The following is a 14,854-nucleotide window of genomic DNA, read 5'->3' as shown; positions in this document are numbered from 1 at the left end:
GGGGCCTTTTTGTTGGCTTTCTATTTTGCGTTGCCTGTCAGGCAACAAGACTCTCAAGTGAACGCGAAGGTATCGGCATCCAGATCAGCCGGGAACCGTGTGCGGTAAGCGGCTAGCTCGGCAGCATCCAGCACCACCTTGAACACCCCGTCGGCCTCGCCGGCGCTGAGCAGCGTCTCGCCCTGGTAATCCAGCACCTGGCTGTCGCCGGTATAGGCAAAGCCCTTGCCATCGGTGCCAACACGGTTCACCGCTGCCACGTAGCACAGGTTCTCGATCGCCCGCGCCGGCAACAAACGGTTCCAGTGCTGACGCCGGGCTCCCGGCCAGTTGGCGGTGTACAGCAACAGGTCGGTGTCGTGTGGATCACGGCTCCAGACCGGGAAGCGCAGGTCGTAGCAAATCAGTGGACGCACCCGCCAGCCCTTGAGTTCGAACTGCACCTGACGCTCACCCGGGGTGAAATGGTTGTGCTCGCCCGCCATGCGGAACAGGTGGCGCTTGTCATAGTGCCAGACCTCGCCGTCCGGTCGCGCCCACAATAGCCGGTTGCGATGACTGCCATCGGCGGCCTGGACAATCACACTGCCGGTGATCACCGCGCCCAGTTTCGCCGCCTGAGCCCGCAACCATTTACTGGTCGGGCCGTTTTCCGCTTCGGCGAGGGTCTCTGACTCCATGGAGAAACCAGTGGTGAACATCTCCGGCAGGATGATCAGGTCCGCACCGCGTGCCTGCTCCAGCAACGGTTCGAAATGCTCGAGGTTGGCCTGGCGGTCATGCCAGGCCAGCGTGGTCTGGATCAACGCAACATTGAGATTGGGCAAGGTACTCAGATCACGCATAGTTTTTCCGCTGCCTCACGCAGGGTCTCCTCTCGCTTGGCAAAACACAGGCGCACCAGACGCTGTTCCTGTGGTGGGTTCTGGTAGAACACCGACACCGGGATCGCCGCCACACCGTGCTCGCGGGTCATCCACATCGCCATGTCGACGTCGTTCAGGTCCGGGCGAATCGCGGAATAGTCGAGCAACTGGAAATAAGTGCCGGCAACCTTGGTAAAGCTGAAACGCGAAGGCAGGAGCAAATCGCAGAACAGATCGCGCTTGGCCTGATAGAACGCCGGCAACTCCTCGACATGCTCCGGGTGCTCGGCCATGTAGTCGGCCAAGGCGTACTGCAACGGTGTGACACCGCAGAAACTGACGTACTGGTGCACCTTGCGCAGTTCCGCGGTCAATGCCGGTGGCGCGACCACATAACCGGTCTTCCAGCCGGTAACGTGATAGGTCTTGCCAAACGAGCTGACCACAAAGGCGCGCTGATACAGCTCTTCGTGGGCCAGGACACTGACATGGGGCACGCCATCGAACACCAGGTGTTCATATACCTCGTCGCTGATCACATAGATGTCGCGGTCGCGGATCAGCTCGGCCAGTTGATCCAGCTCGGCACGGGAGATCAGTGCACCGCTGGGGTTATGCGGCGAGTTGAGGATGATCATGCGCGTGCGCGGGCTCAACGCTTCACGCAACTTCTGGAAGTCGATGGCAAAGTCCTTCACCCCAAGCTGCACATGCACGCAACGCCCGCCCGCCAGTTCCACCGAAGGCTCATAGCTGTCGTAGGCCGGGTCGAAGACGATCACTTCGCCGCCGCTGTGGATAACCGCCTGAATGGCGCAGAAGATCGCCTGGGTGGCACCGGGCGTGATGGTCACCTCGGTGTCGGCATCGACCCTGGCACCGTAGCTGCGGGCAATCTTCGCGGCCACTTGCTCGCGCAGCACCGGCAGGCCGGTCATGGGTGAGTACTGGTTGTGGCCACTGGCAATATGCCGCCCCACTGCATCGCGCAGGGCCTGCGGGCCATCGAAATCGGGAAATCCCTGGGACAGGTTCAGCGCACCGGTCTGCGCCGCGAGCTGAGACATTTGGGTGAAGATGGTGATGCCGACATTTGGCAGCTTGCTGGTGATCATCGGTGGGCCCCTGCAGGTGAGCTGCAAGTTTCAAGCGACAAGCTGCAAGCGGTCAAGCGTCAAACCGCCAGGCACAAAAAAGGGCCCCGAAAAGGACCCTTTCTTGGTGTCGGTGCGAGCTACAAGCTACAGAGTTGAAGCAGGCAAGCTCTTCACTTGCCGCTTACAGCTTACAGCTTGCAACTGCCCTTTTACCTTTTATCACGGCGCTTCTTGTCGGCTTTCTTGTGGTGCGACATCAAGCGACGCTTCTTGTTGACCTGACGGTCGGTGAGCGTGTTCTTGTTGGCTTCGTACGGGTTTTCACCCCCCTTGAACTCGATGCGGATCGGCGTACCAACCAGCTTCAAGACACGACGGTAGGTGTTTTCCAGGTAACGGACGTAAGAGTTCGGAACCTTCTCGACCTGGTTACCGTGGATCACGATCAACGGCGGGTTGGCACCACCCAAGTGGGCGTAACGCAGCTTGATCCGGCGGTTGTTGACCATCGGTGGCGCGTGCTCGCCAACGGCGTCTTCGAGGATCTGGGTCAGGCGGTTGGTCGGCCAGCGAGTGATCGCCGACTTGAACGAGTTCTGTACCGACTGGTACAGGTTACCCACGCCAGTGCCGTGCAGTGCCGAGATGAAGTGGATGTCGGCGAAGTCGACGAAGAACAGCCGACGCTCCAGCTCGACCTTCACGAAGTCACGTTCCGACGGCGTCATGCCGTCCCACTTGTTCAAGGCGATAACGATGGCACGACCGGCTTCCAGGGCAAAGCCCAGCAGGTTGAGGTCGTGGTCCACCACACCCTCACGGGCGTCCATCACAAAGATCACCACGTTGGCGTCTTTGATCGCTTGCAGGGTCTTGACCACCGAGAACTTTTCAACTTCCTCGTTGATCTTGCCGCGCTTGCGCACACCGGCGGTGTCGATCAGCGTGTACTTCTCCTCGTTACGCTCGAACGGGATGTAGATACTGTCGCGCGTGGTGCCGGGCTGGTCATAGACGATTACCCGGTCTTCACCGAGCATGCGGTTGACCAGGGTCGACTTGCCGACGTTCGGGCGACCGATGATGGCGATCTTGATGCCATCTTTTTCGCTTGGGCCAGGAATGCGCACCGCTTCTTCGCCTTCGGCGACGTCGGCGTTCAGGTCCTCTTCTTCGGTGTCACGCGGGAATTCGCTCAGGGCGGCTTCCAGCAGTGTGTTCACACCGCGACCTTGCGCACCGGCAACACCAATGGCGTGGCCCATGCCCAACGGAGCAAATTCAGCACGGGCCATTTCAGGATCGATGTTGTCGATCTTGTTGGCCACCAGCAGGGAGCGTTTGTTGCGCTTGCGCAAGTGCTCGGCAATCATCTGGTCGGCGGCGGTGAAGCCAGCCTTGGCGTCTACCAGGAACAGAACGACATCGGCTTCTTCGATAGCCAGCAGCGACTGCTGGGCCATCTTTTCGTCCATGCCGTGTTCATCACCGGAAATACCACCGGTGTCGACCAGGATGTAGGAGCGCCCTTGCCACTTTGCCTCACCGTATTGGCGATCACGGGTCAGACCGGAAAGGTCGCCGACAATAGCGTCGCGGCTTTTGGTCAGGCGGTTGAACATGGTGGATTTACCGACGTTCGGTCGGCCCACCAGGGCGATTACGGGAACCATGCGGCTCTCCACTTCGTTATTTCAGAAAATACAAAAGCCGCTGCGAGGCAGCGGCTGGTGCTCGGGGCAGCGCCTGCAAGCGCTGCAAACCCCGGAAATCCGGGGCTGCCTGGGGTATTAACCCCAAGCATAGTCCTTACTTGATGGTCAGGGCTTCCAGTTTGCCGCTGTTGCCATACACATAAATCGTGTCACCCACCACCAGCGGACGGGCACGAAGGCCGTCGCTGTCGATGCGTTCACGGCCGACGAAACGACCGTCCACCTGACTCAGCAGGTGCAGGTAACCTTCCAGGTCACCGACTGCAACGTAGCTGGAGAACACTTCCGGAGCCGACAATTGACGGCGGGCCAGCGAATCGTTGCTCCACAAGGCCGTGGTGGAACGTTCGTCGACGCCTTCAACCGTGCCTGAAGACAGGCTCACATAGACGTTACCGAAACCCTGGGCGACACCGGCATAGCTGGAAGCATCACGCTGCCAGAGCTGGCGACCGCTCTCCATGTCCAGCGCCGCAACGCGACCCTGATAGCTGGCGACGTACAGGGTACCGCCAGACAACAGCAGGCCACCGTCGATGTCGACCACGCGATCGAGTTCCGAACGACCTTGCGGGATCGCGACGCGAGTTTCCCACACCGGCACGCCGTTGGAGATGTTCAGCGCCACGACTTTACCGGTCGACAGACCGGCCAGCGCCAGGCGATTGGTCACGATCGGCGCACTGGTGCCACGCAGGGTCAGTACGGCCGGTGTGCTGTCATACAACCAGCGCTGGTTGCCAGTGGCCGCATCCAGGCCGATCAGGCGATCGTCCTGGGTTTGCACCACCACCACGTCACCGTTGTTCGCAGGCGGCGCCAGCACTTCGCTGGTCACACGAGCGCGCCACTTTTCTTCGCCGTTGATGGCGTCCAAAGCGACCACTTCGCCCTTGAGGGTGCCGATCATTACCAGACCGTAACCCACGCCGACGGCGCCGGAAACAGGCAGTTCAAGATCCTTTTTCCACTTGACGTCACCGTTGCCGCGATCCATCGCCACGACCACGCCGCTGACATCGCCGGCATAGATGGTATTGCCGTCGATTGCCGGCACCAGCATGTTGTAGGTTTCGCCCTGACCGTCACCGATCGAACGGCTCCACTGCTTTTGCAGGACCACTTCTTCCTTGAAGTCGACCAGCTCCGCCGGTGGCAGTTCTTTTTTGCTGTTGCTGCTGCAACCCGCGGCCAGAACGGCCAGAGCCAGCAATGCTGCATGTTTCCAACGGATCACGTCACGCATCCCCTTTGGCCAGGTCGTCCAGTTTGATTTGCAGGCCGCCTACCGCTGCTTCATCCGACAGCGCCGCCTTGGCTTTTTGATACGCCGCGTGGGCTTCGTCGGTACGGCCCAACTGGACCAGCAGGTCACCCTTGAGCTCTTCACGAGTGGCCAGGAATGCTTTGTCCGCATCGCCTTCAAGCAGTTTCAGGGCCTCATCGACCTTGCTCTGCCCAGCCAGCACCTGAGCCAGACGCTGACGCGCCACTTCACCCAGGGCTGCGTTGGCCGGCTTGTCGGCAACGGCCTTGAGTTCGCGTGCAGCGTCATCGAGCTTGCCGCTGTCGACCGCGACTTTCGCCACGAACAGGCTGCCGTATTGCGCGTAGGCAGTGCCGCCGAACTCGCTATTGAGCTTGTTCGACAGGTCCGCGACACGGGCCATGTCAGGCTTGCCGTCCGGGGTCAGCGTGGTTTCCAGCAATTGCTGATAGAGCATCGAGGCGCCTTGCGACTGGTTGCCCTGATACTTCTGGAACGCCTGCCAGCCGAACACGATGACCAGCGCCAACAGGCCGCCAGTGACCAGGGGTTTACCGTTGCGCGTCCACCAGTCCTTCAAATCCGCCAGTTGTTCATCTTCGGTACTCGACACCCCAATACTCCTTATTCGCTAAATCGGCTGTTGGACAGCTTCAACCCTGCACGACGCAGGTGGCCAGGTGAGCGGCGAGCGCATCCCAGGCAATGCTTTGTTGTTCGCCCTGGCCACGCAGGGGTTTGAAACCTACCACTTGCTGGGCCATTTCGTCGTCACCCAGGATCAGTGCGTACAGTGCACCGCTCTTGTCGGCTTTCTTGAACTGGCTCTTGAAGCTACCGGCGCCGGCATTCACTTGCAGGCGCAGGTTGGGCAACTGGTCACGCACCCGCTCGCTCAAGGTCAGGCCGGCCAGCTCGGCCGCTTCGCCGAAGGCGCACAGATAGACATCGACCTGACGGGAGATTTCCTGCGGGATCTGCTCCAGGGTTTCCAGCAGCAGCACCAGGCGCTCGATACCCATGGCGAAACCAACGCCCGTGGTCGGCTTGCCGCCCATCTGCTCGACCAGGCCGTCGTAACGGCCGCCCGCGCACACAGTGCCCTGGGCCCCCAGCTTATCGGTGACCCATTCGAAAACGGTCTTGCTGTAGTAATCCAGCCCGCGCACCAGCTTCGGGTTGATCACGTAAGGAATGCCGGCGGCGTCCAGGCGAGCCTTGAGGCCCTCGAAGTGAGCGCGCGACTCCTCGTCGAGGTAGTCGGCCATCTTCGGCGCATCAACCAGTACCGCCTGGGTATCGGCGTTCTTGGTGTCGAGCACCCGCAGCGGGTTGGTTTTCAGGCGGCGCTGGCTGTCTTCGTCCAGTTGGTCCAGGCGGGCCGACAGGTACTCGACCAGGGCCTCGCGATAACGACCACGGGATTCGCTGGTACCCAGGCTGTTGAGCTCGAGCTTGACCGCGTCACGGATGCCCAGCTCGCCCCACAGGCGCCAGGTCAGCACGATCAGCTCGGCATCGATGTCCGGACCATCGAGGTTGAAGACTTCAACGCCGATCTGGTGGAACTGGCGATAACGGCCTTTCTGTGGACGCTCATGGCGGAACATCGGGCCGATGTACCAGAGCTTCTGCACCTGGCCACCGCCCGTGATGCCATGCTCCAGCACCGCGCGCACGCAGGCCGCCGTGCCTTCGGGGCGCAGGGTCAGCGAGTCGCCGTTGCGGTCCTCGAAGGTGTACATCTCTTTTTCGACGATGTCGGTCACTTCACCGATGGAGCGCTTGAACAGCTCGGTGAACTCGACGATCGGCATGCGGATCTGCTTGTAACCGTAGTTATCCAGCAGACGCGAGACGGTACCTTCGAAATGACGCCACAACGGGGTCTGTTCGGGCAGGATGTCGTTCATGCCACGAATGGCTTGTAGAGACTTGCTCACAAAAATTCCTTAATTCGTTCGATCAGCCGCGAGCGATGACCGCTGCGTCAGCTTCGACCTTTTCGGCCGCTTTCTCGCGGATCAAGCGTTCAAGCTCATCCACGAGATTTTCATTCGTCAGTTTCCGCGACGGCTTGCCGTCGATATAAATCAGGTTCGGCGTGCCGCCGGTCAGGCCGATATGGGCCTCTTTGGCTTCACCAGGACCGTTGACCACGCAACCGATGACCGCCACATCCAGCGGCACCAGCAGATCCTCGAGGCGCCCTTCCAGTTCGTTCATGGTCTTGACCACATCGAAGTTCTGCCGCGAGCAACTCGGGCAGGCGATGAAGTTGATACCACGGGAACGCAGGTGCAGGGATTTGAGAATGTCGTAGCCGACCTTCACTTCCTCGACCGGGTCGGCCGCCAACGAGATGCGAATAGTATCGCCAATCCCTTCGGCGAGCAGCATACCGAGGCCCACGGCGGATTTCACTGTGCCTGAACGCAAACCGCCGGCTTCGGTGATCCCCAGGTGCAGTGGCTGCACGATTTCCTTGGCCAGCAGACGGTAGGCTTCAACGGCCATGAACACGTCGGAGGCCTTCACGCTGACCTTGAAGTCCTGGAAATTCAGGCGTTCAAGGTGCTCGACGTGACGCAAGGCCGACTCCACCAGCGCGGCCGGGGTTGGCTCGCCATATTTCTTTTGCAGGTCTTTTTCCAGGGAACCGGCGTTCACTCCGATACGGATCGGGATCCCGCGGTCGCGGGCCGCATCGACCACCGCACGCACACGGTCTTCACGACCGATGTTGCCCGGGTTGATCCGCAGGCAATCGACACCCAGTTCGGCGACGCGCAAGGCGATCCGATAGTCGAAGTGGATGTCGGCAACCAATGGCACCTTGACCAGCTGCTTGATGCGACCGAAGGCTTCGGCGGCATCCATGTCCGGAACGGAAATCCGCACGATATCGACGCCAGCCGCTTCCAGGCGATTGATCTGGGCCACGGTGGCGGCCACATCGTTGGTATCGCTGTTGGTCATGCTCTGCACAGCGATAGGCGCATCACCGCCCACCGGTACCGAACCGACCCAGATCTTGCGGGATTCGCGACGTTTGATTGGAGATTCGCCGTGCATGACTTATTGACCCAACTTCAGGCGAGCAGTCTCGCCACTGGTGAACGGAGCTACATCGACCGCTTGCCCGTTGTAGCTGATCTGCGCGCCACGGGCAAAGCCCAGGCGTACTGCAAAGGGTGGCTTGCCGCTGAGGTCGACGGCCTCGCCTTTACGCTTGAGACCGCTCAACAGCACTCTGCCGTTGCCATCGGTGACTTGTGTCCAGCAGTCGGCCACGAACTGGATCCGCACCTGACCGGCGCCGGCTACCGGAGCAGTCGGTGCTACCGTCGGGGCAGCAGGGACTACCGGAGCTACCGGGGCTGGCGCGACAGGCGCCGGAGCAACGGCGGCGACGGCCACGACCGGGGCGGCTGGTGTCACAGGCGCCACGACAACCGGAGCGGCCGGCGTCACGACCGGGGCTGCCTGGGCCGGTACCTGGGTGTTTTCCTGGACCTCGGCAGTTGCTGCGGCCTCAGGCAACTCCAGCGGCGTGGTGCTTTCGGTCTGGGCTTGTGCCACCGCCTGATCTTCCGGCTCGTCGAGCGGGTGGATCTGCGTGGTGCCATCGGCGCCTTCGACTTCGACATGTTCCGGGTTCAAGCCGATCAAATCCTTGGTGCGCAGCGAGGTTTGATCCTGCCACCAGACAAAACCGCCACCCACGACGGCGATCAGCAACAACAGGCTGACAATGCGCAAAATGGTGTGGGAAACGCGGCTTGGCTCTTCGATGCGACCCAGGCTGTGTACGTTGCTGCCTTTGGCATCGGTGCCGGTGTGCTGGTCGAATTGTTGAACCAGGACGGCCTGGTCCATGTCGAGCAGTTTGGCGTAAGCGCGGATATAGCCACGGGCAAAGGTGTGCCCTGGCAGCTTGTCGAACGCGCCGGCTTCCAGATTGCTCAGGGAAATCACAGTGAGATTGAGCTTCAGAGCCACTTCGCTCAGCGACCAACCATTGCTTTCACGCCCCTGACGCAGGGTCTGGCCAGGGTTTACGCGAGTCGCTGCTACAACTTCGGGATGCGCCGCTTTCATCATTGCTCCGACAGGTATTGCTGATATTCCGGTGTACCGGGATAGAGTCGTTTTAATTGCAGGCCTAAACTGGCGGCCTTGTCACGATCGTCGAACACGTCGGCCAGCCGAACGCCGAGCCATAGACTACGTGCATTTTGCTCGGCTAGCAGGCTAAAACGGTCGTAATAGTCACGCGACGGCACATAATGCCTGTCTTCGAAGGACAACTCAGCCATTTCCAGCAATGCACGGGGTTGTTGACGATTCAGGCGCAGGGCTTTTTCCAGCTGTTGCCGGGCCAGGTCGCGCTGCCCCAGCATCGCGGCGGTCATGCCCAGGTTCTCGAACACCCGCGAACGTCCAGGGTAAAGGCTATCGGCGGCAGCTTGCTCAAAGCGCTCGTAAGCTTCCTTGTAACGTTTCTCTTCAAAGAGAAAGCTGCCGTAGTTGTTCAGGATACGCGCATCATCCGGGCGGGCTGCCAGGGCCTTGCGAAAATGCTGGTCAGCCAGTTCAGGTTCCATTTCGGCCTGAAACACCAGGCCCAGGGCAGCATTGGCTTCGGCGTCCGAACCATCGAGCTCCAGGGCCTTCTTGAGCGGCACCTTGGCCTGCTCGGTCATGCCCTGTTGCAGATACCCCATGCCCAACTGCACGTAGGCAGTGCGCGCCTCGTCACGGCCCTTGCTGGTTTTCATCGGATCGAAGTCACCCGACAAAACACAGCCAGCCGACAGGCTGGCAAACAGCAAGAGCAGCGCAACGCGCAGGGACATAGAGATCCTCTCTTAGGTACGATTCGCAGCGTCTTGCGCGATATCGCTGTCGGCGCTCAACTCACGCACGGCAATATAACGTTCGCTACGACGGGTGCGATCCAGCACCTGTCCTACCAATTGACCACAGGCCGCATCGATGTCTTCGCCGCGTGTGGTACGCACGGTGACGTTGAAGCCTGCGTGATGCAGTTGATCCTGGAAACGCCGGATGGCGTTGTTGCTCGGACGCTCGTAACCGGAGTGCGGGAACGGGTTGAACGGGATCAGGTTGATCTTGCACGGGATGTTCTTGAGCAACTCGATCATTTCAACCGCATGCTCGACCTTGTCGTTGATGTCCTTGAGCAAGGTGTACTCGATGGTCAGCACGCGCTTTTCGCCCAGGGACGACATGTAGCGCTGGCACGACTCGAGGAGCATCTTAAGCGGATACTTCTTGTTGATCGGCACCAATTGGTTACGCAATGCGTCATTGGGTGCGTGCAGAGACAACGCCAGGGAGACGTCGATGTGCTTGGACAGCTCATCGATCATCGGCACCACGCCCGAGGTGGACAGGGTCACGCGGCGCTTGGAGATCCCGTAGCCCAGGTCATCCATCATCAGATGCATGGCGGCCACGACGTTGTCGAAGTTCAGCAGCGGCTCACCCATGCCCATCATCACCACGTTGGTGATGGCACGGTCGGCGGTTGCCGGGACGCTGCCAAAGGATTTGTTGGCAATCCACACCTGGCCAATGACTTCGGCGGCGGTGAGGTTGCTATTGAAGCCTTGCTTGCCGGTGGAGCAGAAACTGCAGTCCAGGGCACAGCCTGCCTGGGACGAAACGCACAAGGTGCCGCGTTTGCCCTGGGGAATGTACACGGTCTCGACGCAGCTGCCGGACGCCACGCGCACCACCCACTTACGGGTGCCGTCGCTGGAAATGTCCTCGCTGACCACTTCGGGACCACGAATTTCAGCAACGACCTTGAGCTTTTCGCGCAAGGCCTTGCTGACGTTCGTCATGGCGTCGAAATCATCGACGCCAAAGTGGTGAATCCATTTCATTACCTGACCGGCACGGAAACGCTTCTCCCCGATTGAGTCGAAGAATTTTTCCATTTCCAGCTGAGTCAGACCCAGCAGGTTAGTTTTAACAGTCGATGTAGTCATGGATTCACCTTCACTCTTAAGCCAATGCTTAGCGAGTGGTTACTTCAGTAGCTGCGAAGAAGTACGAGATTTCGCGAGCAGCAGCGGCTTCGGAGTCCGAACCGTGTACAGCGTTGGCGTCGATGGAATCAGCGAAGTCAGCACGGATGGTGCCGGCAGCTGCTTCTTTAGGGTTGGTAGCGCCCATCAGCTCACGGTTCAGAGCGATAGCATTTTCGCCTTCCAGAACCTGGACAACAACCGGGCCGGAGATCATGAAAGCAACCAGGTCGCCGAAGAAACCACGAGCGCTGTGCTCAGCGTAGAAGCCTTCAGCTTCAGCCTTGGACAGTTGCTTCAGTTTCGAAGCTACAACGCGCAGGCCAGCTTTTTCGAAACGAGTGGTGATCTCGCCGATAACGTTTTTTGCAACAGCGTCAGGCTTGATGATGGAGAAAGTACGTTGAACAGCCATGGTGTAACTCCAGAAACGGTAATTTGCGAAAAATTAAACCCGCGAATTATACGCGGGTTCTTTGGTATTGCCTAACGGCGTACGGTGCGTTCAGTCGGCTTCTTCGATCCAGGCCGCTTGAATTGCTTCAAGCACCTTCTCGCCACCGCGGGTGGGGTCATCACTGAACTCCGGCAATGCCAGCACCCACTGGTGCAGATCGACGAAGTTCACGTAGCGCGGGTCCACATCCGGCTTGGACTCAGCCAGCTGGATCGCGATTTCCAGCACATCAACCCATTTAAGACTCATGACAATTCCTTGAATCAGTGCGGCGCTTCGGCAGCATGGTTGAGCGAGTATTTCGGGATTTCGACAGTCAGGTCTTCGGTCCCGACCTTAGCCTGACAGGCCAGGCGCGACACGGCTTCCAGCCCCCAGGCCTTATCAAGATAGTCTTCCTCCAGCTCGTCAGCCTCTTCCAGAGAGTCGAAGCCTTCGCGAATCAGGCAGTGGCAGGTGGTGCAGGCGCAGACGCCGCCACAGGCACTTTCCATCTCGATATGGTGCTCATGAGCCAGTTCGAGGATGGACACACCGGTCTCAGCCTCCACAACCATGCCGTCCGGGCAAAACTTTTCGTGTGGCAGAAAAATGACCTGCGGCATCGTTATTCCTCAATCTCATTCAGGTTGCGCCCCGCCAGAGCGGCTTTCACCGTCGAGTCCAGGCGGCGGGCAGCAAAAGCATCGGTCACTTGCGACAGACGCTTGGTCTGCTGCTCGATGGCATAACCATCGGTACCTTTCATCAACTCGGCCAGTTCTTGCATCTGCAGTTCGATGACCATGCGTTCTTCGGCGTCGAGCAGACGATCGCCGTCCGCATCGAGGGCGCCCTGCACCGCTTCGATCAAGCGCTGGGCATCGACTTGCTGCTCACGCAGCACACGGGCGACTTTGTCGTCATTGGCGTGCTGGAACGAGTCCTTGAGCATGCGGGTGATTTCGCCGTCGGTCAGACCGTAGGACGGCTTGACCTGAATGCTCGCCTCGACGCCCGAACCCAACTCACGAGCCGAAACGCTGAGCAGGCCATCGGCGTCGACCTGGAAGGTCACGCGAATCTTCGCCGCACCCGCGACCATGGCCGGAATACCGCGCAACTCGAAGCGCGCCAGCGAGCGGCAATCGCTGATCAGCTCGCGCTCGCCCTGCAGCACATGAATCATCATGGCCGACTGGCCATCTTTGTAGGTCGTGAAGTCCTGGGCCCGCGCGACCGGGATGGTGGTGTTGCGCGGAATCACCTTCTCCATCAGGCCGCCCATGGTTTCCAGCCCAAGGGACAACGGAATCACGTCAAGCAGCAGCAGTTCGCCGCCATCGCGCTTGTTACCCGCCAGGGTATCCGCCTGGATCGCGGCACCGATGGCCACCACTTGATCCGGGTCGATTTCGGTCAACGGCTGACGACCGAACGCCTCGGCCACTGCTTGGCGCACACGGGGAACGCGGGTCGAACCGCCCACCATCACCACCGCATGCACATCATCCAGTTCGATACCGGAGTCGCGAACGGCACGGCGGCAAGCCTTGAGGCTGCGAGCGACCATGGGCTCGATCAGCGCATCGAAAGCTTCACGGGTCAGTTCGGCTTTCCAGTCACCGTAAGCGACTTCGACCACCGCGGCGTCCGTCAGGGCTTCCTTGGCCGCGCAAGCGATTTGCAGCAAGTGGCGCTGCGTGCCCGGATCAAGATCGGCGGACAGACCGGCGCACTCGATGATCCAGCCGGCAATCGCGTGGTCGAAGTCATCGCCACCCAGGGCGCTGTCGCCACCGGTGGCCAACACCTCGAACACACCGCCGGTCAGGCGCAGAATCGAAATATCGAAGGTGCCGCCACCCAGGTCATAAATAGCGACCAGGCCTTCGGCATGCTGGTCCAGACCATAGGCCACCGCCGCCGCGGTTGGCTCGTTGAGCAAGCGCAGCACGTTCAGACCGGCCAGCTTGGCCGCGTCCTTGGTGGCCTGGCGCTGGGCATCGTCGAAATAGGCCGGAACGGTGATGACCGCACCGACCAGCTCGCCGCCCAGGGTCGCCTCGGCGCGCTGACGCAGCACCCTGAGGATGTCGGCGGAGACTTCGACCGGGCTTTTCGGCCCCTGCACGGTGTCGATGAACGGCATGTGCGACTCGCCGTCGACGAAGCGATACGGCAGTTGCTCGCCCAGCTGCTTGACGTCGGACAGACCACGACCCATCAAGCGCTTGACCGACAATACCGTGTTCAACGGATCGGCAGCGGCCGCCAGCCTGGCGGACTCGCCCACCTCGACACGGTCGGCGTGATAGCGCACCGCAGACGGCAGGATGACCTGCCCGGCGGCGTCGGCCAGAGGTTCGGAAAGACCACTGCGCAATGCAGCGACCAGCGAATTGGTAGTGCCCAAGTCAATCCCCACAGCCAGGCGACGCTGGTGCGGTTGAGGACTTTGGCCGGGTTCGGCGATCTGCAGTAGGGCCATCGTTATCAGGACTTATCTGTATATCAGGCGTGCAACCTTGGCGGCACTGGGTTAATCGTCGAGGCGCTCTTCTAACTGGCGCACTTCGTAAGTGAGCTTGTCCAGGAACTGCATGCGCCGCATCAGGCGTTCAGCCCGTTCACGTTGCACGGCATCGTTCCAGCAAGCTGCGAAGCTTTGGTTCAGTTCATCCTGGGCGACTTTCAGGCGGCGCTTGAACGCGGCAACGCCATTCAGGTCAGCACTGTCCTGCAGGTCTTCGAGCTCTTCACGCAACTCCATCTGTTGCAGAAGAAACTCCGGATCATGCACCGTGACCTCCAGCGGTAGCTCGCCACCATTCAAAGCGAGCAAGTAACGCGCGCGCTTGGGCGGACTCTTGAGCGTCTGGTAGGCCTCGTTGAGGCTCGCGGATTTCTCTAGCGCCAGCCGCTGCTCACGCTCGGAAGCGTCGGCAAAGCGGTCTGGATGGACGCCGCGCGCCAACTCACGGTAGCGCGTAGCCAACTGGTCGAGGTCCAGGTTGAAGCTCGGTTGCAGCTCAAACAAAGCGAAATGACAAGGAGTACCCACGAGCAGCCTCAGATGTTGAAGCTTTCGCCGCAGCCACATTCACCGCGCACGTTGGGATTGTTGAACTTGAAGCCTTCGTTCAACCCCTCCTTGACGAAATCGAGCTCGGTGCCGTCAAGGTACGCCAGGCTTTTCGGATCGATGATCACTTTCTCGCCGTGACTTTCGAATACCTGATCGTCCTCGCCAACCTCATCGACAAACTCCAGCACGTAGGCAAGGCCGGAACAGCCCGTGGTGCGAACACCCAGGCGAATCCCATCACCCTTGCCGCGCCCGTTGAGGGAGCGTCGCACGTGTTGAGCAGCCGCTTCTGTCATGCTGATAGCCATCGGTGACTCCTTACTCGT

At 60.2% G+C, this 14,854-nt stretch carries 16 protein-coding genes; all 16 read right to left on the bottom strand.

Annotated features, from left to right (window positions below):
* Positions 1 to 53: 53 nt before the first annotated feature.
* A complete protein-coding gene (locus tag CKW29_RS21580; RefSeq protein ID WP_095149091.1) occupies positions 54 to 845 on the bottom strand; it encodes an amidohydrolase in 792 nt (263 codons plus the stop codon).
* On the bottom strand, positions 833 to 1,981 hold the full coding sequence (locus CKW29_RS21575; protein WP_095149082.1) for a pyridoxal phosphate-dependent aminotransferase: 1,149 nt from the start codon (positions 1,979 to 1,981) through the stop codon (positions 833 to 835). The genes CKW29_RS21580 and CKW29_RS21575 overlap by 13 nt, the downstream gene beginning before the upstream one ends.
* A gap of 191 nt (positions 1,982 to 2,172) precedes the next feature.
* A complete protein-coding gene (gene der / locus CKW29_RS21570) occupies positions 2,173 to 3,636 on the bottom strand; it encodes a ribosome biogenesis GTPase Der (RefSeq protein ID WP_095147100.1) in 1,464 nt (487 codons plus the stop codon).
* A 136-nt stretch (positions 3,637 to 3,772) separates the two neighbouring features.
* Complete coding sequence (gene bamB, locus CKW29_RS21565; RefSeq protein WP_095147101.1) at positions 3,773 to 4,924, bottom strand: outer membrane protein assembly factor BamB; 1,152 nt, start codon at positions 4,922 to 4,924, stop codon at positions 3,773 to 3,775.
* A complete protein-coding gene (locus CKW29_RS21560) occupies positions 4,917 to 5,558 on the bottom strand; it encodes a tetratricopeptide repeat protein (RefSeq protein ID WP_095147102.1) in 642 nt (213 codons plus the stop codon). Before CKW29_RS21560 ends, bamB begins: the two co-directional genes overlap by 8 nt.
* Positions 5,559 to 5,598: 40 nt before the next feature.
* A complete protein-coding gene (hisS, locus tag CKW29_RS21555) occupies positions 5,599 to 6,888 on the bottom strand; it encodes a histidine--tRNA ligase (protein WP_095079953.1) in 1,290 nt (429 codons plus the stop codon).
* A 22-nt stretch (positions 6,889 to 6,910) separates the two neighbouring features.
* Positions 6,911 to 8,020, bottom strand: a complete 1,110-nt coding sequence (gene ispG, locus CKW29_RS21550; RefSeq protein WP_095147103.1) for a flavodoxin-dependent (E)-4-hydroxy-3-methylbut-2-enyl-diphosphate synthase — start codon at positions 8,018 to 8,020, stop codon at positions 6,911 to 6,913.
* A 3-nt stretch (positions 8,021 to 8,023) separates the two neighbouring features.
* Positions 8,024 to 9,046, bottom strand: a complete 1,023-nt coding sequence (locus CKW29_RS21545; RefSeq protein ID WP_095147104.1) for a RodZ family helix-turn-helix domain-containing protein — start codon at positions 9,044 to 9,046, stop codon at positions 8,024 to 8,026.
* Positions 9,046 to 9,804 carry a type IV pilus biogenesis/stability protein PilW gene (gene pilW / locus CKW29_RS21540; RefSeq protein ID WP_095147105.1) on the bottom strand — a complete coding sequence of 253 codons (759 nt, stop codon included), beginning with the start codon at positions 9,802 to 9,804 and terminating at the stop codon, positions 9,046 to 9,048. The genes CKW29_RS21545 and pilW overlap by 1 nt, the downstream gene beginning before the upstream one ends.
* Before the next feature lie 12 nt (positions 9,805 to 9,816).
* Positions 9,817 to 10,965, bottom strand: a complete 1,149-nt coding sequence (rlmN, locus tag CKW29_RS21535) for a 23S rRNA (adenine(2503)-C(2))-methyltransferase RlmN (protein ID WP_095147106.1) — start codon at positions 10,963 to 10,965, stop codon at positions 9,817 to 9,819.
* Positions 10,966 to 10,993: 28 nt separating this feature from the next.
* Positions 10,994 to 11,419 carry a nucleoside-diphosphate kinase gene (gene ndk / locus CKW29_RS21530; RefSeq protein WP_007916882.1) on the bottom strand — a complete coding sequence of 142 codons (426 nt, stop codon included), beginning with the start codon at positions 11,417 to 11,419 and terminating at the stop codon, positions 10,994 to 10,996.
* A 90-nt stretch (positions 11,420 to 11,509) separates the two neighbouring features.
* Positions 11,510 to 11,710, bottom strand: a complete 201-nt coding sequence (gene iscX / locus CKW29_RS21525) for a Fe-S cluster assembly protein IscX (protein WP_007941386.1) — start codon at positions 11,708 to 11,710, stop codon at positions 11,510 to 11,512.
* A 14-nt stretch (positions 11,711 to 11,724) separates the two neighbouring features.
* On the bottom strand, positions 11,725 to 12,066 hold the full coding sequence (gene fdx / locus CKW29_RS21520) for an ISC system 2Fe-2S type ferredoxin (protein ID WP_095079940.1): 342 nt from the start codon (positions 12,064 to 12,066) through the stop codon (positions 11,725 to 11,727).
* A 2-nt stretch (positions 12,067 to 12,068) separates the two neighbouring features.
* A complete protein-coding gene (hscA, locus tag CKW29_RS21515) occupies positions 12,069 to 13,931 on the bottom strand; it encodes a Fe-S protein assembly chaperone HscA (protein ID WP_095149081.1) in 1,863 nt (620 codons plus the stop codon).
* Positions 13,932 to 13,982: 51 nt separating this feature from the next.
* Positions 13,983 to 14,504 (bottom strand): co-chaperone HscB, encoded by a 522-nt coding sequence (hscB, locus tag CKW29_RS21510; RefSeq protein ID WP_095079937.1) that lies wholly within the window; start codon positions 14,502 to 14,504, stop codon positions 13,983 to 13,985.
* Positions 14,505 to 14,512: 8 nt separating this feature from the next.
* The gene (gene iscA / locus CKW29_RS21505) at positions 14,513 to 14,836 is read right to left on the bottom strand and encodes an iron-sulfur cluster assembly protein IscA (protein ID WP_095147109.1); all 324 of its coding nucleotides are present in this window, start codon (positions 14,834 to 14,836) and stop codon (positions 14,513 to 14,515) included.
* Positions 14,837 to 14,854: the final 18 nt, after the last annotated feature.

Source organism: Pseudomonas sp. Irchel s3a18 (genome assembly GCF_900187535.1).
Classification (GTDB): domain Bacteria; phylum Pseudomonadota; class Gammaproteobacteria; order Pseudomonadales; family Pseudomonadaceae; genus Aquipseudomonas.
The sequence above is the reverse complement of the archived record's forward strand: the minus strand, read 5'-3'. Positions and strand labels throughout refer to the sequence as shown.

Coding starts and splice junctions, on each gene's coding strand:
- CKW29_RS21580 (WP_095149091.1), bottom strand. CDS start 845: ATGCGTGATCTGAGTACCTTGCCCAATCTCAATGTTGCGTTGATCCAG.
- CKW29_RS21575 (WP_095149082.1), bottom strand. CDS start 1,981: ATGATCACCAGCAAGCTGCCAAATGTCGGCATCACCATCTTCACCCAA.
- der (WP_095147100.1), bottom strand. CDS start 3,636: ATGGTTCCCGTAATCGCCCTGGTGGGCCGACCGAACGTCGGTAAATCC.
- bamB (WP_095147101.1), bottom strand. CDS start 4,924: ATGCGTGACGTGATCCGTTGGAAACATGCAGCATTGCTGGCTCTGGCC.
- ispG (WP_095147103.1), bottom strand. CDS start 8,020: ATGCACGGCGAATCTCCAATCAAACGTCGCGAATCCCGCAAGATCTGG.
- CKW29_RS21545 (WP_095147104.1), bottom strand. CDS start 9,046: ATGAAAGCGGCGCATCCCGAAGTTGTAGCAGCGACTCGCGTAAACCCT.
- pilW (WP_095147105.1), bottom strand. CDS start 9,804: ATGTCCCTGCGCGTTGCGCTGCTCTTGCTGTTTGCCAGCCTGTCGGCT.
- rlmN (WP_095147106.1), bottom strand. CDS start 10,965: ATGACTACATCGACTGTTAAAACTAACCTGCTGGGTCTGACTCAGCTG.
- ndk (WP_007916882.1), bottom strand. CDS start 11,419: ATGGCTGTTCAACGTACTTTCTCCATCATCAAGCCTGACGCTGTTGCA.
- iscX (WP_007941386.1), bottom strand. CDS start 11,710: ATGAGTCTTAAATGGGTTGATGTGCTGGAAATCGCGATCCAGCTGGCT.
- fdx (WP_095079940.1), bottom strand. CDS start 12,066: ATGCCGCAGGTCATTTTTCTGCCACACGAAAAGTTTTGCCCGGACGGC.
- hscA (WP_095149081.1), bottom strand. CDS start 13,931: ATGGCCCTACTGCAGATCGCCGAACCCGGCCAAAGTCCTCAACCGCAC.
- iscA (WP_095147109.1), bottom strand. CDS start 14,836: ATGGCTATCAGCATGACAGAAGCGGCTGCTCAACACGTGCGACGCTCC.